A 21,578-nucleotide genomic window follows, 5' to 3' on the forward strand; every position below is an offset into this window, starting at 1 on the left:
GTTAAGCGCCAGTGGCTAAAAGACCCGGTTTTCCGGGTCTTTTATTAAGTTCACCACCCGTTCTTCATAACATCCCGCCATAAAAATTGTCTTAAAATAGCTATTGGCTTAAATCTGATACTGTACCCATTCCATTTAAAGAGAATCTGAATGTTCTGGATTAATGGTGTTGAACAAAGTTTGATTTCAGCTTCAGACCGCTCTGTGCAGTTTGGTGACGGCTGTTTTACTACCGCAAGAGTCTCTCGTGGCCGAGTTGTGTGGCTTGATAAACACATATTACGCTTGCAGCAGGCGACAGAGCGGCTATTGATGCCCGCGGTAAATTGGAATGCATTGACCAAGGAAATGGTTGAGGCGGCAAATCATACAGAAGATGGCGTGCTAAAGGTCATTATCAGCCGGGGAACCGGCGGACGTGGCTATAGCGGTACTGCATGTCAGCATCCGACCAGAATTATTTCTCTTAGTGATTATCCAACTCAATATAATAGCTGGCGTGAGCGGGGCATAGTATTGGCACTCAGTCCTGTTCCTTTGGCGCGCAGCCCTTTATTGGCTGGCATTAAGCATCTGAATCGGCTGGAGCAAGTCTTGATTCGTGCGCATCTTGAGCACACAGAGGCTGATGAGGCACTGGTACTTGACACTGAAGGCATGCTGGTGGAATGCTGTGCGGCTAATTTATTCTGGCGCAAAGGTGATGAAATCTTTACCCCGGATCTGAGTCAATCAGGTGTCGATGGCATTATGCGCCAGAGAATAATCGCCTGCCTGGCTGCTCTCGGCAGGTCAGTGACGATGGTGGTGCAACCTCCAGCGGTGCTGGCCGATGCCGATGAAGTTATGCTGTGTAATGCACTGATGCCGATACTGCCAGTGAGTCGCACCCACGAGAGGGAGTATCACTCGCGGCAGCTGTTTGATTTTCTCAGCCAGCATTGCTGTGATATCTGAGTCATGGTTGACAAAAGTTCTGATTCTTTGTGTTTATGACTACCTTTAATTTGAAGATGGCCGCCCGATGAAAATAAAAAGCACCAGAGCAATAATCCTGTTTGTTGTGATCTGTTTGGGATTACTGCTGTTGGGTTACCAGAGAGTACAAGATTTTGCGGACCAGCCATTGGCTATCCAGCAAGAGACCCTATTCAAGCTCCCTGCGGGGACCGGCCGGGTTGGGTTGGAGAATTTACTGCAACGTGATCATCTGATTAAGAACACCCGCTGGTTCCCATGGTTACTGCGTATTGAGCCAGAGTTGGCCAAATTTAAAGCGGGTACCTACCGTTTTCCCCCCGGAATGACAGTTCGCGGCATGTTAGAGCTGCTCGCCAGCGGCAAAGAAGCACAATTTACGGTGCGCTTTGTGGAAGGTAAGCGGCTGCGTGATTGGCTGGATGAATTACAGCAATCAAAATATATAAAGCATGTATTGGCAGGTAAGAGCGATGCGGAAATCGCGGTCTTGCTGGGGCTGAAAGATAGCGAGCATCCTGAAGGTTGGCTCTACCCGGATACCTATTCATATACTGCTGGAACCACTGACTTGGCATTGCTCAAACGTGCCCATGTGAAGATGGAAAAAACAGTCGATGAAATTTGGCAAGGGCGTGATAAATCGTTGCCTTATAAAACGCCGGGTGAATTGGTCACCATGGCATCAATCATCGAAAAAGAAACCGCCGTCAATGAAGAAAGAACCAAAGTGGCGTCAGTATTTATCAACCGCTTGCGTATTGGCATGCGTCTGCAAACTGACCCGACGGTAATTTATGGCATGGGCGATAAGTATAATGGCAACATTAGCCGTAAAGACTTAGATACCCCGACGCCTTATAATACCTATACAATTTCTGGTTTGCCGCCGACGCCGATTGCCATGCCGGGGCTGGCCTCGTTAACTGCTGCCGCTCATCCGGCCAAGACGGCTTATCTCTACTTTGTGGCTGACGGCAAGGGCGGGCACACTTTTACCACCAATTTAGCCAGCCATAACCAAGCGGTGCGGGTTTATCGCCAATCGCTCAAGGATAAAAATGAACAGTAAATTTATCGTTATTGAAGGGCTTGAAGGGGCAGGGAAAACCACCGCCAAAGACACCGTGGTTGCCACGCTACGCGCCCAGGGGATTAACGATATTGTCTTTACCCGCGAGCCGGGAGGGACGCCACTGGCAGAAAAACTGCGTGATTTGATTAAGCAAGGTATCGACGGTGAGGTTCTGACTGATAAAGCCGAAGTGTTGATGTTATATGCCGCTCGGGTGCAATTGGTTGAAAATGTTATCAAACCGGCGCTGGCCCGCGGCAGTTGGGTGGTCGGCGATCGCCATGATTTGTCATCACAGGCTTATCAGGGCGGAGGGCGCGGGATTGATAGCAAGCTGATGACATCATTACGTGACACGGTATTAGGTGAGTTTCGCCCCGATTTAACACTGTATCTGGACCTCCCCCCGGTGGTTGGTCTCGCGCGTGCTCGCGCCCGTGGCGAATTAGACCGTATTGAACAAGAGTCATTGGCCTTTTTCGAACGCACTCGTGCGCGTTATCTTGAGTTGGCCGCCGCAGATTCCAGTATTAAAACTATTGATGCTTCCCAGCCTATTGAACAGGTAAGTGAATCTATCAGTCAGGTGCTTAAGCAGTGGCTAATCAACCGGGAAACAGCGTAATGAAATGGTACCCGTGGCTTACCGCGCCTTACCGTCAGTGGGTAGGGCAGCAGATTGCCGGGCGTGGTCATCATGCATTATTACTGCACTCTTTGCCCGGAAATGGCGAGGAAGCGCTAATTTATGGCATCAGCCGCTGGTTGATGTGCCAGCAGCGACAAGGCGAGAAAAGCTGCGGTGAATGCCACAGCTGCCGTCTAATGTTGGCGGGTAATCATCCCGATTGGTATGTGCTGGCGCCAGATAAAGGCAAAAGCAGTATCGGTGTTGAGTTGGTGCGCCAACAGATTGAAAAACTCTATTCTCATGCCCAGCAAGGGGGGGCAAAAGTGGTGTGGCTGCCTCATGCTGAGTTGCTGACCGATGCCGCAGCGAATGCCTTGCTGAAAACCTTAGAAGAGCCGCCAGAGAAAACCTATTTCCTGCTAGATTGCCATCAGCCTGCCAGTTTGTTAGCCACTCTGCGCAGCCGCTGTTTTTACTGGCATCTGGCCTGCCCGGATACGGCGCTCAGTTTACAATGGCTCAATCGGCAAATTCAGGCTGAACCCATCTCGATGCTGGCTGCGCTGAAATTGAGTGAGGGCGCGCCGTTGGCGGCCGAGCGTTTGCTGCAACTCGAACGTTGGGGCATCAGAACCACCTTATGTGGCGCGCTGGGTAGTGCACTGAACAGTTCAGATTTATTGTCGTTGTTGCCGCAGCTTAACCATGATGACGCCCCTGAGCGCATCCAATGGCTCTCTTCGTTAGTGCTTGATGCTCTGAAATGGCAACAAGGCGCGGGTGAGTTCGCCGTCAATCAGGACCAATTACCGCTGGTACAGCAGTTGGCGCAAGCCGCTACGACACCGGTATTGCTTCAGTCAGCGAAACAACTGAGCCATTGCCGCCATCAATTATTAACGGTGGTGGGGGTTAATCGTGAATTATTGCTCACCGAGTTGCTGCTTAACTGGGAAACCGCCCTGACGACCGGTGCCTATTCCACCTCATCTTCATTAAATACCTAGAAAACTTGGATTATTATGTTGTTAGTAGATTCTCATTGCCACCTTGATAGCCTTGATTACCAGACGCTGCATAGCAGTGTCGATGATGTATTAGCCAAAGCACAGGCGCGAGATGTCGGCTTTGTTCTGGCGGTTGCCACCACATTGCCGGGCTTTTCGGCTATGATATCCCTTATCGGGGCGCGAAAAAATGTCGCGTTTTCCTGTGGTGTTCACCCGCTGAACCTTGATGGCGGCTATGATTTTCAGCAACTTGCTACTCTGGCAGCGGCAGATAATGTAGTTGCGATGGGGGAAACCGGGCTGGATTACTTCTATCAGCAAGATAATATCCCACTGCAACAAGCTTCTTTCCGCGAACATATTCGTATTGGCCGCAAATTAAATAAGCCGGTCATTGTGCATACGCGCGATGCTCGTGAAGACACATTGGCTATTTTGCGTGAGGAACAGGCACAAGAGTGCGGCGGCGTTTTACACTGCTTTACAGAAGATAAAGCGACGGCAGCCACCTTATTGGACTTGGGTTTTTACATCTCTTTCTCTGGGATCCTGACTTTCCGCAATGCAGAACAACTGCGAGATGTTGCCCGCTACGTGCCGCTGGACAGGTTGTTAGTTGAAACGGATTCGCCTTATCTGGCGCCAGTTCCTCATCGTGGTAAAGAGAACCAACCGGCCTATGTCCGTGATGTTGCAGAGTATATGGCGGTACTGAAAGGCGTAAGTCTTGAATCCCTGGCTCAAGCCACGACAGATAACTTCTGCCGGTTGTTTCATCTGGAATCGTCGATCCTCTCCAGTGATACGCAGCAACTTCCTTAATAATACTTTTTTTTAAGCTCGTAATTAATCGCCGAAACGAGTAATGTTCTCACCCGATTTAGTGGGTGAGGGCAGGGCTTATTGACGTTTTTTTACAAAAAATGCGCGATTTGAATCAAATTAGGCGCTTTCTTGAAAGAAACGTGACTGCCATCAAACATTAAGCAGGCTATTTATTTTACTCTTCGTAAAAATTAAAAGGGTGCTTTAGACACCCTTATTCGCAAAGGCTTACTCCCCCCTTTGTAATGCCAATAAACGCGAGAAAAAAGCAGAAAAAGCACTATTTACTCAGGAGCTCACTCAACTATGTTTAAGAACGCATTTGCAAACCTGCAAAAGGTAGGTAAATCGCTAATGCTACCGGTATCCGTCTTACCCATCGCAGGTATTCTGCTGGGTGTCGGTTCCGCGAATTTTAGCTGGCTACCAACGGTAGTCTCTCACGTAATGGCAGAAGCAGGCGGTTCCGTTTTTGCTAACATGGCATTAATCTTTGCTATTGGCGTTGCACTTGGCTTTACCAATAACGACGGTGTATCCGCGTTGGCGGCAGTTGTTGCTTACGGCATCATGGTGAAAACCATGGCTGTTGTCGCACCGCTGGTCTTGCATCTTCCAGCAGAAGAAATTGCTGCCAAGCATTTAGCTGATACCGGGGTACTGGGCGGGATTATTGCTGGTGCAATAGCCGCGTACATGTTTAACCGCTTCTACCGTATTCAGCTACCTGAATATCTGGGCTTCTTTGCGGGTAAACGTTTCGTTCCGATTATCTCTGGTTTCACCGCGATCTTCGTGGGTGTGATTCTGTCCTTCGTGTGGCCACCTATCGGCACTGCGATCCAGACATTCTCTCAGTGGGCTGCTTATCAGAACTCAGTTGTTGCCTTTGGTATCTACGGCGTGGTTGAACGTGCGTTAGTACCATTCGGTCTGCACCATATCTGGAACGTACCATTCCAAATGCAAATTGGTGAATACACCAACGCAGCGGGTCAGGTATTCCACGGTGACATTCCTCGTTATATGGCGGGCGACCCAACTGCGGGCAAACTGTCTGGCGGTTTCCTGTTCAAAATGTACGGCTTACCAGCGGCTGCAATTGCAATCTGGCATTCCGCTAAACCGGAAAACCGGGCGAAAGTGGGCGGGATTATGATCTCTGCGGCACTGACCTCCTTCTTAACCGGTATTACCGAGCCAATCGAATTCTCCTTCATGTTCGTGGCGCCAATCTTGTATGTTATCCATGCAATTCTGGCTGGTCTGGCGTTCCCAATCTGTATCCTGCTTGGGATGCGTGACGGTACCAGCTTCTCCCACGGCTTGATTGACTTCGTCGTCCTGAGTGGCAACAGCAGCCGTATCTGGCTGTTCCCTCTGGTGGGTATCTGCTACGGTCTGGTGTACTACACCATCTTCCGTGTACTGATTGCCAAACTGGATCTGAAAACACCCGGTCGTGAAGAGAACTCTACTGAGCAAACTGTACAAGGCGGCACAGAAATGTCAGCAGCACTGGTCAATGCGTTCGGTGGTAAAGAAAACATCACTAACCTTGATGCCTGTATCACTCGTCTGCGCGTTAGCGTGGCGGATGTATCCAAGGTTGACCAGGCTGGTCTGAAGAAATTGGGTGCTGCGGGCGTTGTGGTTGCAGGCTCAGGCGTTCAAGCTATCTTCGGGACTAAATCTGATAACCTGAAAACAGATATGGACGAATACATTCGTAACCATTAATTCAGGTATGGGGAGTGCAAAAGGGAGGCGAAAGCCTCCCTTTTTTTGTGCTCAGAAAGTCTCAATAACTCTCAAGAGGGCTGTATTTCTTTACGCGTTTTTAAATTTCTTGATGAGTATTTTTTTGGCAGGGAAATCGATTAATAAGGCAAATTTGTCGAGAAAATTTTTGCCAATTAGCCCATCTGTATCCATCTGATTAAATGCGCCGTCTAACAGGACTGCATTGAAACTAATTTCCTTGACCCCTTTTTCATTAAGCTGAAAATCTGAGGCGACACAACCTTCATGTTCCATCCCAACCATGACCGTTTGGCAAGAAATGCTAACAAAAGGGTTTTTAATTCTTTCTTTCCAAAAAACAGAGACGGTTGCGCCGGTATCAACCACCATGTTGTATTCTTTAGAATTCTTCAACACGTTGATTGCAACCCCTTCTTGCGTCATCCGCAGCGGCAGTGAAACCCACCCATCAGCCATATTAATGCCCAATGCTTGGGTAGTATCAGCAACAGACAGACGCTGGCTTTGGTAATCAATCAGCACTGCTTTTTCCTTGAATAAATCCAGCCCAATCATCATGGTATGGGGAATGATGCTATCTGATGTCAGAGGCATTCCTCGAGGGATAGTTAATGATATTCCTTTCACATCCTTAAATATCATGCCATTAATCGAAAGTTGTGGAATATGGAATTTATCGTTTAAATATATTTTCCCTGTCAAGTCAGTCGTGCGCTGTTTACCGGGTTCTGGTATTAAGCCGGGAAGTTGCGCCATGACATCTTTGAATAAATGTAGGGCAATGGTGGCCCCAGTATCGATCATAAAAGTTTGTCGCATGCCGTTGATTTCAACATTGACCACCGGTACTGAAGTGTCATCCCACTCAAAAGGCATATGCATGACCGCGACGGGAGTGGGAGCTGCGGAAGCCGCCAGTGAGAATACTGAGAATAAGAGGGTAATTATCATCGTTCTAATATATTTATTGGATAAAAAATGCATGAGGATTGTCCTTTTCCATTTCAGCGTTTTTGCTGAGATCAAATACCCTATCCGCCATAGCAATCATTGTTGGGCGGTGGGCGATGACGATCATTAATATGTTTAGGGCCGTCAATTGAGATACTGACATTCACTAAATATTTTTCGAACAGTGATATCCATTCATCGTCAATCAGTGTGCCATTGGTTTGCAATGCGAGACTGATATTTGAACCACTGTAGTTGCCTGAAATTAATAGGCTACATATTTTGGCGAAGTGTTCTTTTTTCATGAGTAGTGGTTCTCCGCCATGAAAATCAATTTGTAAAGTATCAATCTCATACTCAAAACAGGCTCGTTGTAAAAAATTGGCTAGATGACTAATTTTTTATTAGAAATTCTAGCTGGATTGTTATCAGTATCTGAGTTTCCTTTGTTAAATACATAGCAATAATCATAATTTATATTACAGCGGTCACTTATTTTTAAGATTATTTCAAAATGTTTAATCCTTATTTTAATAGATTATCCATAACTCTACACTCCCATCAGGGATTGAAACTCTGGACTGTAAAGCAAGTTAAATAGGGACTGCCAATTGGTAGTCCCGCCGTTTAGCATTTAAATCTAAAAGCTTCTAGGCCAGTTTAAGAAAGCATTTACCCAACCACCAGCGATCTGATCAAGGAGATCATCAGCGAGATGTTGAGGTTGATTTTTTTAGCTTTATTACTGCCAATTGCAGTTTTGGTTTCAGTGATCTCTTTTTTTAAACGAGACATAGTGTACTCATCCATTGATTACGTGTACCAAGAAATGATTTCTTGGTTTAGTCCATTAAGGAAAGTATTATTTATTTTAAATTATGAATTTATTTTAATTATACATATTTAATATTGTAATTGAATTTAATAACTCATGCTCTTACTTCCCTTAAAGAATAAGTACCATTTAACTCTGTTCATCGTCAAGAAATAATAATGATTTTTTACCCTAATTAACGACTATTGCTAAAGGTCGTTGTTAAATCATAAAGTTAATTTTAAGCGTTAGTTTAAATGGTGTTTTTAAATGAAACTTAAATTAAATATTTATATAAAATTACTCGCTATCTTCTGCAATATTAATTTTTATTCTTAATTGATTCTACCTTGTTAATATCAGCCATTGTTATTCTGGCTCTAGCCAGGTGGTTTGGAAATCAAACCAGCCGAGATTATTGAGGTGGACACCTTGGGCTTGCTTGGGGGCTTTTAGCCGCATCCAGTGGTGGAATAGAGGCTGCAACCAGCCGGTGGCGATAACATCTCTGATCAATTGCTCGGCATTGAGGGATTGGTTACGCCAATCATGGAGGTAGGTTTGTAAACGAGCCTCATCACCGCCAGTGATGGATTGGCGCAACAGTGGAGAGCCCAATAACCATGCTGCGACATTCCACTCTTCAGGAACGGCAAAATTCACTGTTCCCAACCACAAATCGACATTGGCATCACCTTCAGCCCAGGTGGCGTAATCAAGCTCGGATGCTTCCAGTCGAATGCCCTGTGCCGCCAGAATATGGCTCATCTCGGTAACTAACATCGAATATTCAGGATGTTGGGCATGATAAGCCAGTGTAAGCACTGGCAGGTGTTCAGTACAAGTAGGGAAAGGAGAGCATTTCTCCCCTGAATCAATGCCGTGAAACCATGTGGGTAATACACTACTCGCTGGAACCCAGAAAGGGCGAATGGGTTCAATCAGGCGTTGGATGAGATTATAAGGATTGAGCGCTTCTCGCAGCCAGCGGCGCTGTTCAATACTGTGCCAGTGTGGTGAGCGGCTATCACACAGCAAAAAATATCCGCCTCGTTCCAAGAACATCTCTTGAGTTGAATCTGACGGTTTCCCCGTCAGACCGGCAGCGAAGCCAGAAACATAGTCAATATCACTGATACTGGAACTCAACCAGGTGGCACTTTGGATGTTTGCGAGGCTCAGTTGCTCCGATAGCACCACTGGGGCATCCGAGGTTGGTCGCTCTTGTGGGCGTGCCAGATCAGGGAAGATCAGCACCTCTACTTCATCCAGCAAGCCACGAAAGCCAAAATAGTGGTCAAAAGACTTTATCTGCAAATGCCAGTCATCATTTTCTGCCACCCGATAAGAGCCGGTTCCGACCGGGTGTGAGGCAAAATCGGGTTGTGCAGCATGATCTGCTGGCAAAATCAGCGCGCTGTGGTGGGCCAGTAGCAAGGGAAGGTGAGGATCGGGCTGGTTAAGTTCGATAACGATACCGAGCAACCCGTGCTGGCTGACATGCTGAATGTGCGAGAACAGCGGCAGCTTGGCACAGCGGGTTAAAGAGCTGACAACATCACGGCTGGAAAGCTCGCGACCATCATGAAATTGCACTGCTGGGCGTAAATAAAAGCGCCAGTGCAGCGGGTCCAGCATCCGCCAGCGGTGTGCTAAATCTGGTGTTACCCCGCCAGTCTCTTCATTTATCCGTGTCAGTCCGTTAAAAATTTGCCGCACGAGGTGCAGCTCAGAACGGCGCAGTGCTGTGCCGGGGTAAAGGTTTGGCATAGTACGGTAGTAGGGGATGCGTAGCGCTTGATAATCATCCCGTACCCGGTATCCCAATTTGGCCCGCAGCAGTGGGGTGATAAGCTGTTTATCCTGCCCGAGCAGCGCAATGGCTTCATTGAAATCACCTGAATCCAGTAACTGTTCCGCTTTTTCTAGCAATAACTGATGAGTGTTCCGCAATAGTTGCAAATGTGACCGACGACCACGGCCTGCCTCTGCCTGCCAGATTAGCCAGCCCGCTTGTTGCATCTGAACCAACAATGTTCGCATATGGCGCTTAGTACAGCTGAGTTTATCTGCCAGCTCTTGCAGCGTAATGTCAATCGCGTGCACACCAACCAGATTTAATAATCGTAAATATTGTTGTTCAAGACGTCGGCTGGTCATAAAAGAGGAACTCAATTAATGAAAAGTCAGCAGTTTTTAATATCATCTTTTTAGCCGATAATTTTCACCACAGCAAGTATAATTATTTAAGGTGAAATGGTGACCCGTTATTTAAACAAAGACACCAAAGTGTGTATCTCTCTGGCGGCCAGACCCAGCAATTTTGGCACTCGTTTTCATAACTTTTTGTATGATGCTCTGGATCTCGACTATCTGTATAAAGCCTTTACCACCACAGACTTGGCGGCGGCAATTGGCGGGGTGCGAGCGCTAGGTTTTCGTGGTTGTGCTATTTCAATGCCATTCAAAGAGGCAGTAATCCCTATGGTGGATGAGATGGACCCATCCGCCGCTGCAATAAATTCAGTTAATACTTTGGTAAATACTGATGGATATCTGAAAGCGTACAACACCGACTATATTGCTATCGCGCAATTACTGCAGACTTATCAAGTCTCGTCTGAGCAGGTTTTTGCTTTGCGCGGCAGTGGTGGGATGGCCAAAGCCGTGGCGTTTGCGCTAAAAAATGCCGGTTTTAAGCAGGGTTTTATTATCGCAACCAATGAAAAGACGGGTAAACAGTTAGCGGAGCAATCTGGCTACACTTATCAATCCGATATGCGGGGCGTTCAGGCCGATATGCTGATCAATGCCACGCCGGTGGGGATGGCGGGGGGTAAGGATGCGGATAACATGTCATTTACTGAAGCTGAGGTGAATCACGCCGAGGTTATTTTTGAGGTGGTGGCACTGCCTGCTATTACTCCGCTGATACGTTATGCCAAAGCACAAGAGAAAACCGTCATTACCGGGGCTGAAGTCTTTGCTATTCAGGCAGTTGAGCAATTTGTGCTGTATACCGGCATTCGTCCGGATCAGGCTTTGTTTGAAAAAGCAGCGGCTTATGCCCGTGGTTGATGATTGAGGTTGAAATCAATAGAAATAGTCGCTCATACTACGCATTCTCCATTTTTATAATGATCAAGGAAATGCGTTATGGCCGAAGAAACGATTTTCAGCAAAATTATCCGCCGTGAAATTCCTGCCGACGTGGTTTACCAGGATGAACTGGTCACCGCGTTTCGTGATATCGCCCCACAGGCACCAACTCATATCTTAATCATTCCCAATATTCTTATTCCAACTGTGAATGACGTCACCGCAGAACACGAAGCAACATTAGGCCGAATGATCACCGTGGCTGCTAAACTTGCTAAGCAGGAAGGCATTGATGAAGATGGTTATCGCCTCATTATCAACTGCAACCGCCATGCAGGGCAGGTGGTTTATCATATCCATATGCACTTGGTCGGTGGCCGTGATCTGGGTTCCTTGTTATCTCATAAATAACGACATCTAACTGAGGTAAGCCTATGCGCCGTACGAAGGCGTTTTTATTACCGGTGATTGCGTTGGCAAGTATGGCGACATTGCTGGGGTGCAGCAGCCCGAAAGGGATTGCGGTTAATAAGCAGCAAACCGTGGTAATGGATTCGTCGGTACTGACGGCGGGCATTTTGGCTTCTCAACCCACAGTCTCAACTTCTTCTGGTAATAATACGGCGCGCTCGGTGATTACCAATAGCCAAAATAAACCGATGAAAATAAACTACCGTTTTTATTGGTATGATGCGCAAGGCTTGGATGTGCCACCGCAGGAAGCGCCGCGCTCCATTATTGTGGCGCCAGACGATGATGTGGACATTCAATCAGTTAATAATAACTTTAATGCGCGCAGTGCGCGTGTTCATATATTTTTATAACAGTCAGATTGTTATGCCCAAAGAACTTGGCGTTGCAGAGAGGTAGCAAGCGAAATCCTGTGCAATTTCAAGAACCAAGGGGATATCATCGCGCTATTGGAGTGGGACAATGAAAAGGTATTTATCTGTGGCTTTGGCGGCACTGGTGCTGACAGGTTGTATGACTCGGGCACCTACTGAGCCAACCACCACGCCACCCGTCACCATTGAGCCGGTCACACCACCCGTAATTGAAACTCCTCCACCGGTAGACACAGTGCCGCAGCCACCAAAAATGCAGCAGTCGATTGACTGGGCTGGCAGTGTCGAGCCGTTGGTTGCACAAATGGTTAATAGTAACGATGTCGCCAATGGCAGCATATTGCTGCTCGATAGCGTCAAAAATAATACCAACGGGGCATTACAAACCGCTAAAGCGACCTCGGCACTGCATCAGGTGCTGACATCCAATAAAAAGTTTGTGTTGATCTCGCCGCAGCAACTGGCTGTTGCCAAGCAAACACTGGGGTTATCAGAAGAAGATAGCCTGGGTTCACGTAGCAAAGCGATTGGTCTGGCCCGTTATGTCAGCGCCCAATATGTGCTGTACAGTGATGTCAGTGGCGATGTGAAATCACCAACTATTGAAATGCAATTGATGCAGGCGCAAACCGGCGAAATCATCTGGTCAGGCAATGGCCCGGTCAAGCGCTGATCCCTCTCTTTATGCGCTTATTGCCAGCATCAATCCGGCGGTGAAAACCGCCGATTGTCATATTAGCCCGGTGTCAGGCCTAACCGGCGAAAGTTGGCGCATTTCCCAACGGTCAAACACCGCCCCGAATATTGACTGGCTGGCACGCGAACAATCGGCGCAAAAAGCCCAGTTGGGGGTTAACCGGCGGCAGGAGCGTAAACTGCTGCGGCATGTGGCGGGTAGCGATTTATCCCCGGTGGTTATTGCTGCCAATCAGCGCTGGTTAGTGGTTAATTGGCTTAAAGGTGACGTTGTCACTAATGAGCAATTCATTGAATTATCAGATAATGGTCAGTTGGCACGTCTGATGACCCGCCTGCATCATTTGCCTGCCAGTGGCTATCGGCTGGATTTACGTGGTCAGCTCATCCGCTATGGGCGTCTGATTGATCCCAAGCGCCGTTCACCTGGCTGGCTGCGGCTCCAGCATGATTTTATCCGCCAACCATTGCCGCAACCGGTGAAGCTGGCCCCTCTGCATATGGATATTCACCCCGGCAATCTTTTAATGACTCCGACTGGGCTAAAATTAATTGACTGGGAATATGCTGCGGATGGCGATATTGCACTCGATATCGCCGCGCTGTTTGGCAGTAACCAATGGTCAGTGGCGCAACAGCAGGCTTTTTTACAGCACTATTGCCATAGTGAGCAGGGTTATCATGACATTGCACGTTTATCCCGTCAGATACCGCGCTGGTTGCCGTGGATTGACTACCTGATGTTGATGTGGTTTGAGGTGCGCTGGCAACAGACTGGGAACAGTGAATTTTTACAATGGGCTGCGCCGCTACGTCAGCGATTCAATCTCTCTTTTTGATGTTAAATATAAAATTTATGGAGTTGTCGTGGGTCCAGTGATGCTAGATGTTGCCAGCTATGAGCTGGATGCGGAAGAACGTGAGATTTTAAAGCACCCGCTGGTGGGGGGCTTGATTCTATTCAGCCGTAATTTTCATGATGCCGAACAGTTGCGTGAGTTAGTGCGTCAAATTAGGGCGGTATCCCATGAGCGCCTAGTGGTGGCGGTTGATCAGGAAGGCGGCAGGGTTCAACGTTTTCGTGAGGGTTTTACCCGCCTGCCAGCGGCTCAGTCGTTTGCCGCCATTAATGATGCGGCCACTGCCGCTCAACTGGCGCAAGAAGCGGGCTGGTTGATGGCTGCTGAAATGATCGCAATGGATATTGATATCAGTTTTGCACCGGTATTGGATATTGGTCATGTCAGTGCCGCGATTGGCGAGCGTTCCTTCCACAGCGCCCCGCAACAAGCGATGAATATGGCCGAGTGCTTTATTCGTGGGATGCATAGCGCGGGTATGAAAACTACCGGTAAACACTTCCCCGGCCATGGCGCAGTAACGGCAGACTCACATAAAGAGACGCCACGGGATAATCGACCGCTGGCAGAAATCCGTACTCATGATATGGTTATATTTCGCGAACTGATCGCCCGGGGATTACTGGATGCCATCATGCCCGCCCATGTGATTTATACTGAAGCAGATGCGCGCCCGGCAAGTGGCTCAGCTTACTGGCTGCAAACCATACTGCGCCAAGAGCTTGGCTTTGATGGCATCATCTTCTCTGATGATTTATCCATGGAAGGTGCCGCAGTCATGGGCAGTTATGCTGAGCGCGGGCAGGCCTCTTTGGATGCTGGCTGCGACATGATTCTGGTCTGCAATAACCGTCAGGGCGCGGTAAGTGTGTTAGATAACCTGTCTCCGGTCAAAGCAGACCAAGTGGCGCGCTTGTATCATTCTGGGCAGTTCAGCCGCCAGGCGTTGATGGCATCATCACGTTGGCAGCAGGCGAATAAGGCATTAACAGCACTCAGTGAGCGTTGGGATGCACATAAACAAATGTCGTAGCGAGGATAAATATGATCGTCTATTTACATGGTTTTGATTCCAACAGCCCGGGTAATCACGAGAAAGTCCTGCAACTGCAATTCATCGATCCGGATGTACGCTTTATCAGTTACAGCACCTTGCATCCGCGCCATGATATGCAGCATTTACTGAAAGAAGTCGATAAAGCCATTCAACAAGGTGGTGATGCCAAGTCACTGATTTGTGGTGTGGGTTTAGGCGGATTCTGGGCAGAACGTATTGGTTTCCTGTGTGGGATCCGCCAAGTTGCCTTCAATCCAAATCTTTATCCGCAAAACAACATGAGCGGAAAAATCGATCGCCCGGAAGAGTACATTGATATTGCCAGTAAGTGTGTTAATGACTTCCGCGAGAAGAACCGTGACCGCTGTCTGGTAGTATTGTCGCGTCATGATGAAATGCTTGATAGCCAGCAAACTGCCGGTGATTTGCATCATTATTATGAAATTGTCTGGGATGATAAACAGACTCATAAATTTAAGGATCTTTCCCCTCATCTTCAGCGGATCAAGGCCTTTAAGACCCTCGGCTAGGCAACAGCGAGTGAGTGAATAACCAGCAATTAAAATGGTTTTTTGTTAATGGTTGGTTAACTACAGTGCTGTTTACGCTTTATTATCTGGCTTGGAAAAAGGAGGCAATATACTTTTTTCAGGCCATTTTTATGACATAAATTCCTAGAATAGATCTTTATCTCCCATCAGATAGAAAAATCGTAAACTGTGACTAAACGCTAACTATTTGAATCTTCTTCCAGAAAAATTTGCTCTGCTGCCAGTTTAATCAAAAAAAGTTGATATATATCAATTTTGGTATGACCAAATAACCCTGCGTGATATTCTGACTACAGATTATTGAATTAGCATCATTGAACCCTATGTTATCTAAGGATATTATTCTTTTACCCTTAGCTAACAATTGGTTCACATTTAGGGGGTCATTTTGACAACGCCGAAGAAAAAAATCGTTATTATTGGTGGTGGTGCCGGCGGTCTTGAGCTGGCAACCAGTCTGGGTCATAAGCTGGGTCGCAGCAAAAAAGCTGAGATCGTCTTGGTTGATCGTAACCACAGTCATTTGTGGAAGCCGCTGTTACATGAAGTGGCTACCGGTTCTCTGGATGATGGTGTTGATGCACTGAGCTACCTTGCTCATGCTCGTAACCACTATTTTAATTTCCAGTTGGGTTCTTTAACCAACATTAATCGTGAAACCAAAACCCTCAGTCTGGCTGAGATTTGCGACGAACACGGTGATGTGTTGGTCACTCAGCGCGAATTGAGCTATGACATTTTGGTGATGGCGCTGGGCAGCACCTCAAATGACTTTGGTACGCCGGGGGTGAAAGAAAACTGTATCTTCCTGGATAACCCGCATCAGGCGCACCGCTTCCATAATGAAATGCTCAACCTGTTCCTGAAATATTCAGCACAACCGGGTGAAAAGGGCAAAGTTAATATCGCCATCGTCGGTGGTGGTGCCACCGGCGTTGAACTCTCTGCTGAGCTGCACAATGCGGTGAAACAGCTGCATAGCTACGGTTTTGAGGGCTTGGATAATCAGGCGCTGAATGTCACGCTGGTTGAGGCCGGTGAGCGCATTCTACCGGCATTGCCGCCACGTATTTCCGCTGCGGCTCATCAGGAATTGATTAAGCTGGGTGTTCGCGTATTGACCAAAACTATGGTCACCAGCGCTGACGAAAAGGGGCTGAATACCAAAGATGGCGAGTTCATCAATGCGGACCTGATGGTATGGGCTGCGGGTATCAAAGCACCGGACTTTATGAAAGATATCGCCGGGCTGGAAACCAACCGTATTAATCAATTGGTGGTTGAGCCAACGCTGCAAACCACCCGTGATCCGAATATTTTTGCGATTGGTGACTGTGCTTCTTGCCCACAACCCAACGGCGGTTTCGTGCCTCCACGCGCCCAGTCTGCGCATCAGATGGCCAGCCGCTGCTACAGCAATATTCTGGCCTTGCTAAATGAGCAGCCGCTGAAACCTTATATCTATAAAGACCACGGCTCGCTGGTTTCCCTGTCGAAATTCAGTACTGTCGGTAGCCTGATGGGTAACCTGATGCGCGGTTCGATGATGGTGGAAGGCCGTGTGGCCCGCGTGGTGTATATCTCACTGTATCGTATGCATCAGGTGGCACTGCATGGTTATACCAAGACCGGTCTGATGATGCTGGTGGGTGGGATTAACCGAGTTATTAGACCGCGGTTAAAACTCCACTAATGTGGCAATGAGCGTAGCCAACGCACATGCAGCTTGAAGAATGATTGGTTAAACAGGCCGCTGCCATCGATGATGGTGGCGGTTTTTTGCTTTTAGTGGCGCACGGAAAGCTAAAGGCTTTCGCACGTAATGCTAAATTTTCAGCATAAAACTCCGCAGTAACAAATTACCGCAGTCGGATTCCTCCTAAACATATGCATTCACACCTATTATCTGGGTGTTTAGTCCATTTGTCTTATTGCTAGGCCAAAGCACAGTGTGCAGACTTCATGTGTTTACAGACGGCGAGTCACGCACGCCGTATTCCGCTAATAAGAGGTCAACCCTCAAATACCGGGCGCTGACAGATTTTCGTTTTTTATTTTGGAATTCTGCGGCAGAAGATGCGTGGTAACACTTTCAGGAGGATTTCCTGTGAACAAATCAATGTTAGCAGGTGTGGGTATCGGTATCGCGGCTGCTCTGGGAATTGCCGCTGTCGCGAGTATGAATGTCTTCTCCGGCGCACCGCAATATGCACAAGTTCTTACTGCGACACCGATTAAAGAGACGGTTAAAACGCCTCGCCAGGAATGTCGTAATGTGACCGTCACTCACCGTAAGCCGGTGCAGGACGAGAATCAGATAGCGGGTTCAGTGTTGGGTGCTGTTGCTGGTGGGGTTCTGGGCCATCAGGTAGGCGGCGGTCGAGGTAAAGATATTGCCACTGTAGCGGGTGCTTTAGCGGGCGGGTATGCCGGTAATCGCGTCCAAAGTAATATGCAGGAGAGTGATACTTACACCACAACCCAACAACGTTGCCAAACTGTTTACGATAAGTCACAGAAAATGTTGGGATATGACGTAACCTACAAAATTGGCGATCAGCAGGGGAAAATTCGCATGGATCGTGATCCAGGCACGCAGATTCCAATCGATAAAAATGGTCAACTGATACTGAACAACCGAGCATAATAGAAAATCTGTTGTCCAAGACCTTGCATTAAGAACCCGTGTTTAGTGCTAATTCTGATCGTCTAATTTGCTGAATAAACGAGTGGCATTAGCATTACGCGGGTTTCTCATATCTGAAACCCGCGCTAGTTATCTTATTGAGCCACTCGATGTTGAGCAAATGACGCCAGCAGCTCACTGATAAACTTCAGCCGCTGCGCTCTATCACTCAAGTCCTGCATAAACTTCAGTTTAGTTGGCCCTTCCAGCCGGAATATCTGCGGCTGGCGTTGCAACAAACCAATCAGATAGACAGGATCAACTTGGTTTTTCTCACCAAACTCGATAAAGCCCCCGCGCTCATTACCTTCAATTCGTTTGATACCTAACTTCTGTGCCTGCTGGCGCAATTCTGCGGTATGTAACAGATAACGGGCGGCATCCGGGAGTTTGCCAAAGCGATCGATTAGCTCCACTTTTAACTCATCGAGTTCGGTTTCATTCCGCGCACTAGCAATACGCTTATAGAACGAAAGCCGGACATTCACATCTGGAATAAAGTCTTCGGGCAGTAACACCGGCATGCGCATTTCAATTTCGGTTTGATTGCTGGTCAAATCCTCCAGTGACGGCTCTCTGCCTTCTTTCAGCGCATCTACCGCGCTTTCCAGTAGCTCCATATACAGTGAGAAACCGATGGTAGTCATCTGACCGCTTTGGTCCTCGCCGAGCAGTTCACCGGCACCTCGAATCTCCAGATCATGGGTTGCCAACGCAAAGCCAGCGCCCAGGTCTTCCAGTGATGCAATGGCCTCGAGCCGTTTTTTGGCATCGGTGGTCATGGCTTTTGGATTCGGTGTGAGCAGGTAAGCATAAGCCTGATGGTGAGAACGCCCGACTCGGCCTCGTAATTGGTGCAGCTGTGCCAGACCAAAATGATCGGCCCGCTCAATAATAATGGTATTGGCGCTGGGAATATCAATCCCCGTTTCGATAATGGTCGTGCAGACCAAAACGTTAAAACGTTGATGATGGAAATCATTCATCACACGCTCAAGATCCCGCTCTCGCATTTGGCCGTGACCAATGGCAATGCGGGCTTCCGGCACTAACTCCGCCAATCGCTGGGTGGCTTTTTCGATGTTTTCTACATCGTTGTAGAGGTAGTAAACCTGCCCACCACGGAGAATTTCACGCAAGATCGCTTCCCGCACCACCAAGCTGTCGTACTCGCGGACAAAGGTTTTTACCGCTAAACGACGTGCCGGTGGCGTGGCAATAATCGACAAGTCGCGCATGCCACTCATTGCCATATTCAAGGTGCGTGGGATCGGCGTGGCTGTTAGTGTCAGGATATCGACATCAGCGCGCATCGCTTTGATTCGCTCTTTATGGCGCACCCCGAAGCGATGTTCTTCATCAACAATCAGCAGGCCAAGGTCTTGCCAGCGCAGGTCACTTTGCAGCAACTTGTGGGTGCCGATAATAATATCGACTTTCCCTTCAGCGGCTTGCTCCAGAATCACTTGCTGCTCTTTGGCGCTACGGAAGCGCGACATCATTTCTATCCGCACTGGCCAAGTGGCAAAGCGGTCGCGGAAGTTATCAAAATGCTGTTGGGCGAGCAGGGTGGTCGGCACCAAAACCGCAACTTGCTTATTATTCGCCACCGCCAGGAAAGCCGCGCGCATGGCCACTTCGGTTTTACCGAAGCCAACATCGCCACACACCAGACGGTCCATCGCCAGTGGTTGGCACATGTCGCTGAGAACCGCATTGATTGCCTGTTCTTGATCGGGCGTGGTCTCAAATGGGAAGCTTTGGCAGAATAGCTGGTATTGCTCGCGATCGAGTTTGAATTTAAAGCCCGATTTAACCGCGCGCTGTGCATAGATATCCAGCAGCTCGGCAGCCACATCGCGCACTTTTTCAGCGGCTTTTTGCCGCGCCCGGCTCCAGGCATCGCCACCCAGTTTATGCAGCGGTGCATTTTCATCGGCGCCACCGGAGTAGCGGCTGATGAGATGTAATGATGATACCGGCACATACAGCTTATCTTCGCCCGCATAGGTCAATATCAGGTATTCAGCTTTGATGCCGCCAGCTTCAAGGGTGGTCAAACCGAGATAGCGACCGACACCATGTTCTAAGTGAACTACCGGTTGGCCGGGGCGCAACTCAGCCAAATTGCGAATTAAAGTGTCAGTATTAATAGTCCGGCGATTATCTTGCCGACGGCGGCTCACACGCTCGCCGAGCAGGTCGCTTTCACAGATTAGCGCCAACTGCTTATCGGTATCAAGGAAGCCGCGCTCACTGGCCCCAATCATCAGATAATGACCAGGAACCGTGGCTTGAGATAGCTGAGTTATCAGGGTCGGACTGATTTTTATGCGCGCCAGCAAATCTTGCAAGGTTTCACGCCGGCCCTCACTTTCGACCGAGAACACCACACTGCCGCTGAAGGACTCAATAAAGCGCCGCAGATTATCCAGTGGGGCTTTTTGCTGCGCCTGAACCGCCAAATCAGGCAATGCCTGATAATCCAAATTGGTGTTGGCTGTTTTAGTCGGCAGTTTGTCAGTTTTAAACTGAACGCGCGGCCACTCTTTTAGCTCGTTGAAGAGTGAATCAACCCGCAGCCATAAGGTTTCGGGCGCCAGTAGTGGGCGCATTGGGTCAACACGGCGGCTCTCAAAGCGCTGGTTAACATCCAGCCAAAAGCGCTCTGCTGAGTTCTCCAAGTCACCGGTGTTAATCAGTAAGGTATTTTCAGGTAAATAGCTAAAGAGTGAAGGCAACGGCTGGCTGAAGAACAGCGGCTGCCAGTATTCAATACCGGCCGGCCAGATGCCTTTGCTCACTTGCTGATAAATATGTTCAGCATCCCGGCGAACTTCAAATTGTTCGCGCCACTGGCTGCGGAACAACTCAATCGCGGTTTTATCGATTGGAAACTCATGGGCGGGCAGTAAGTTTATCTGCTCAACTTCCGACAGTGTGCGCTGGGTATCAACATCAAACACCCGCAAGCTATCAATATCATCATCAAAGAAATCAATTCGGTAGGGTTCTTCGCTACCCATTGGGTACAAGTCTAGCAGTGCACCACGAGTGGCAAACTCGCCGTGTTCCATCACTTGATCAACACTGCGGTATCCTGCTTGCTCTAATTGAGCACGCAGTTTGTCCCGCGACAGGTGCTGGCCTTTTTTCATCACCAGCGCATGACCGTGCAGGAACTCATGCGGGCATACCCGTTGCATCAAAGTATTAATCGGGAGAATAATAACGCCGCGATCCATCGCTGGAAGGTGGTACAAGCAAGAAAGGCGCGCTGAAATAATATCCTGATGAGGCGAGAAACTGTCGTAGGGCAGTGTTTCCCAGTCGGAGAGGGTGCTCACCGGACGGGAAGAGAATTGTTGTATCTCATCACGCAGACGCAGCGCCGTTTGCATGTCAGGGGTAATTAACATTACCGGGCCATCATGGCGCTCAATGATTTCTGCGCATTCGACCGCGCAAGCTGAGCCAGTCAACTGGCCTAATTGACGGGTATCTCCACGTCGCGTCGGCAATGCATAACGATGTTGTTGGGACATAAGCAGTTAAACAGTCTCTTATCTTAGATGTGGTTTACCCTTCATCCTTGAAGCTGTAGGGGTGTTTGCTTGCCGCCTATCCGCAACTTCAATGACCAGGGTATCATTGACCCGTGTTTCAGTATCAGCACAACAGATAACAAATTATCTCGGCGGCTATCCTAGCACGTGCGAGGGCATAGCCACAGATT

20 protein-coding genes and 1 pseudogene are annotated in these 21,578 nt (G+C 48.4%); 15 read left to right on the forward strand and 6 right to left on the reverse strand.

Translation table 11 applies throughout. The features are described 5' to 3' along the window. The first annotated feature begins 150 nt into the window (after window positions 1–150). The 6 genes from pabC (at window position 151) to ptsG (ending at window position 6,259) form a co-directional block, all read left to right on the forward strand. Entirely contained in the window at window positions 151–957 is an 807-nt protein-coding gene (gene pabC / locus N0H69_RS11890; protein ID WP_050151087.1) for an aminodeoxychorismate lyase, read from the forward strand. 67 nt (window positions 958–1,024) lie between these two features. Further along, window positions 1,025–2,050, forward strand: coding sequence for an endolytic transglycosylase MltG (gene mltG, locus N0H69_RS11895; protein ID WP_050151088.1), 1,026 nt, complete (start codon window positions 1,025–1,027; stop codon window positions 2,048–2,050). Continuing rightward, the gene (gene tmk / locus N0H69_RS11900) at window positions 2,040–2,678 is read left to right on the forward strand and encodes a dTMP kinase (RefSeq protein ID WP_050109059.1); all 639 of its coding nucleotides are present in this window, start codon (window positions 2,040–2,042) and stop codon (window positions 2,676–2,678) included. The genes mltG and tmk overlap by 11 nt, the downstream gene beginning before the upstream one ends. Next, the gene (gene holB / locus N0H69_RS11905; protein ID WP_050151089.1) at window positions 2,678–3,691 is read left to right on the forward strand and encodes a DNA polymerase III subunit delta'; all 1,014 of its coding nucleotides are present in this window, start codon (window positions 2,678–2,680) and stop codon (window positions 3,689–3,691) included. Before tmk ends, holB begins: the two co-directional genes overlap by 1 nt. A gap of 15 nt (window positions 3,692–3,706) precedes the next feature. Continuing rightward, complete coding sequence (locus tag N0H69_RS11910; RefSeq protein WP_050151090.1) at window positions 3,707–4,516, forward strand: metal-dependent hydrolase; 810 nt, start codon at window positions 3,707–3,709, stop codon at window positions 4,514–4,516. Window positions 4,517–4,825: 309 nt separating this feature from the next. Continuing rightward, a complete protein-coding gene (gene ptsG / locus N0H69_RS11915; RefSeq protein ID WP_050109062.1) occupies window positions 4,826–6,259 on the forward strand; it encodes a PTS glucose transporter subunit IIBC in 1,434 nt (477 codons plus the stop codon). A gap of 90 nt (window positions 6,260–6,349) precedes the next feature. On the opposite strand, the gene N0H69_RS11920 is transcribed toward ptsG, so the two are convergent. From N0H69_RS11920 to N0H69_RS11935, 5 genes and pseudogenes are all read right to left on the reverse strand, one after another. After that, on the reverse strand, window positions 6,350–7,267 hold the full coding sequence (locus N0H69_RS11920; RefSeq protein WP_050151091.1) for an aspartyl protease family protein: 918 nt from the start codon (window positions 7,265–7,267) through the stop codon (window positions 6,350–6,352). An 80-nt stretch (window positions 7,268–7,347) separates the two neighbouring features. Beyond that, window positions 7,348–7,769, reverse strand: a pseudogene (locus N0H69_RS11925) (radical SAM protein); the annotation flags it as partial. Between the two features lie 105 nt (window positions 7,770–7,874). After that, a complete protein-coding gene (locus N0H69_RS22175) occupies window positions 7,875–7,925 on the reverse strand; it encodes a hypothetical protein (protein ID WP_235895917.1) in 51 nt (16 codons plus the stop codon). Continuing rightward, window positions 7,907–8,029: a hypothetical protein gene (locus N0H69_RS11930; RefSeq protein WP_259705554.1), complete on the reverse strand. Its 123-nt coding sequence runs from the start codon at window positions 8,027–8,029 to the stop codon at window positions 7,907–7,909. Before N0H69_RS11930 ends, N0H69_RS22175 begins: the two co-directional genes overlap by 19 nt. Before the next feature lie 388 nt (window positions 8,030–8,417). Then, window positions 8,418–10,208 (reverse strand): SgrR family transcriptional regulator, encoded by a 1,791-nt coding sequence (locus tag N0H69_RS11935; RefSeq protein WP_050151092.1) that lies wholly within the window; start codon window positions 10,206–10,208, stop codon window positions 8,418–8,420. A gap of 99 nt (window positions 10,209–10,307) precedes the next feature. Between N0H69_RS11935 and N0H69_RS11940 the strand changes: the two genes are divergently transcribed. From N0H69_RS11940 to N0H69_RS11980, 9 genes are all read left to right on the forward strand, one after another. Beyond that, window positions 10,308–11,126, forward strand: a complete 819-nt coding sequence (locus N0H69_RS11940; protein WP_050151107.1) for a shikimate 5-dehydrogenase — start codon at window positions 10,308–10,310, stop codon at window positions 11,124–11,126. A gap of 78 nt (window positions 11,127–11,204) precedes the next feature. Further along, complete coding sequence (gene hinT / locus N0H69_RS11945; RefSeq protein WP_050109065.1) at window positions 11,205–11,558, forward strand: purine nucleoside phosphoramidase; 354 nt, start codon at window positions 11,205–11,207, stop codon at window positions 11,556–11,558. Between the two features lie 23 nt (window positions 11,559–11,581). Next, on the forward strand, window positions 11,582–11,971 hold the full coding sequence (locus N0H69_RS11950; RefSeq protein WP_050109066.1) for a YcfL family putative periplasmic lipoprotein: 390 nt from the start codon (window positions 11,582–11,584) through the stop codon (window positions 11,969–11,971). 109 nt (window positions 11,972–12,080) lie between these two features. Further along, window positions 12,081–12,665 carry a penicillin-binding protein activator LpoB gene (gene lpoB / locus N0H69_RS11955; protein WP_050109067.1) on the forward strand — a complete coding sequence of 195 codons (585 nt, stop codon included), beginning with the start codon at window positions 12,081–12,083 and terminating at the stop codon, window positions 12,663–12,665. After that, window positions 12,646–13,527 carry a thiamine kinase gene (thiK, locus tag N0H69_RS11960; RefSeq protein ID WP_050121074.1) on the forward strand — a complete coding sequence of 294 codons (882 nt, stop codon included), beginning with the start codon at window positions 12,646–12,648 and terminating at the stop codon, window positions 13,525–13,527. Before lpoB ends, thiK begins: the two co-directional genes overlap by 20 nt. Before the next feature lie 28 nt (window positions 13,528–13,555). After that, the gene (gene nagZ / locus N0H69_RS11965; protein ID WP_050151093.1) at window positions 13,556–14,581 is read left to right on the forward strand and encodes a beta-N-acetylhexosaminidase; all 1,026 of its coding nucleotides are present in this window, start codon (window positions 13,556–13,558) and stop codon (window positions 14,579–14,581) included. A gap of 11 nt (window positions 14,582–14,592) precedes the next feature. Next, window positions 14,593–15,135, forward strand: coding sequence for an alpha/beta hydrolase YcfP (gene ycfP, locus N0H69_RS11970; RefSeq protein ID WP_050109070.1), 543 nt, complete (start codon window positions 14,593–14,595; stop codon window positions 15,133–15,135). 409 nt (window positions 15,136–15,544) lie between these two features. Continuing rightward, window positions 15,545–16,849 (forward strand): NAD(P)/FAD-dependent oxidoreductase, encoded by a 1,305-nt coding sequence (locus tag N0H69_RS11975; protein ID WP_050109071.1) that lies wholly within the window; start codon window positions 15,545–15,547, stop codon window positions 16,847–16,849. 414 nt (window positions 16,850–17,263) lie between these two features. Further along, window positions 17,264–17,803 (forward strand): glycine zipper 2TM domain-containing protein, encoded by a 540-nt coding sequence (locus tag N0H69_RS11980; protein ID WP_050109072.1) that lies wholly within the window; start codon window positions 17,264–17,266, stop codon window positions 17,801–17,803. A gap of 134 nt (window positions 17,804–17,937) precedes the next feature. Here the strand turns inward: N0H69_RS11980 and mfd are convergent, their stop codons facing one another. Continuing rightward, on the reverse strand, window positions 17,938–21,387 hold the full coding sequence (mfd, locus tag N0H69_RS11985) for a transcription-repair coupling factor (RefSeq protein ID WP_050109073.1): 3,450 nt from the start codon (window positions 21,385–21,387) through the stop codon (window positions 17,938–17,940). Window positions 21,388–21,578: the final 191 nt, after the last annotated feature.

The sequence above is a fragment of the Yersinia alsatica genome, assembly GCF_025133195.1.
Lineage (GTDB): Bacteria > Pseudomonadota > Gammaproteobacteria > Enterobacterales > Enterobacteriaceae > Yersinia > Yersinia alsatica.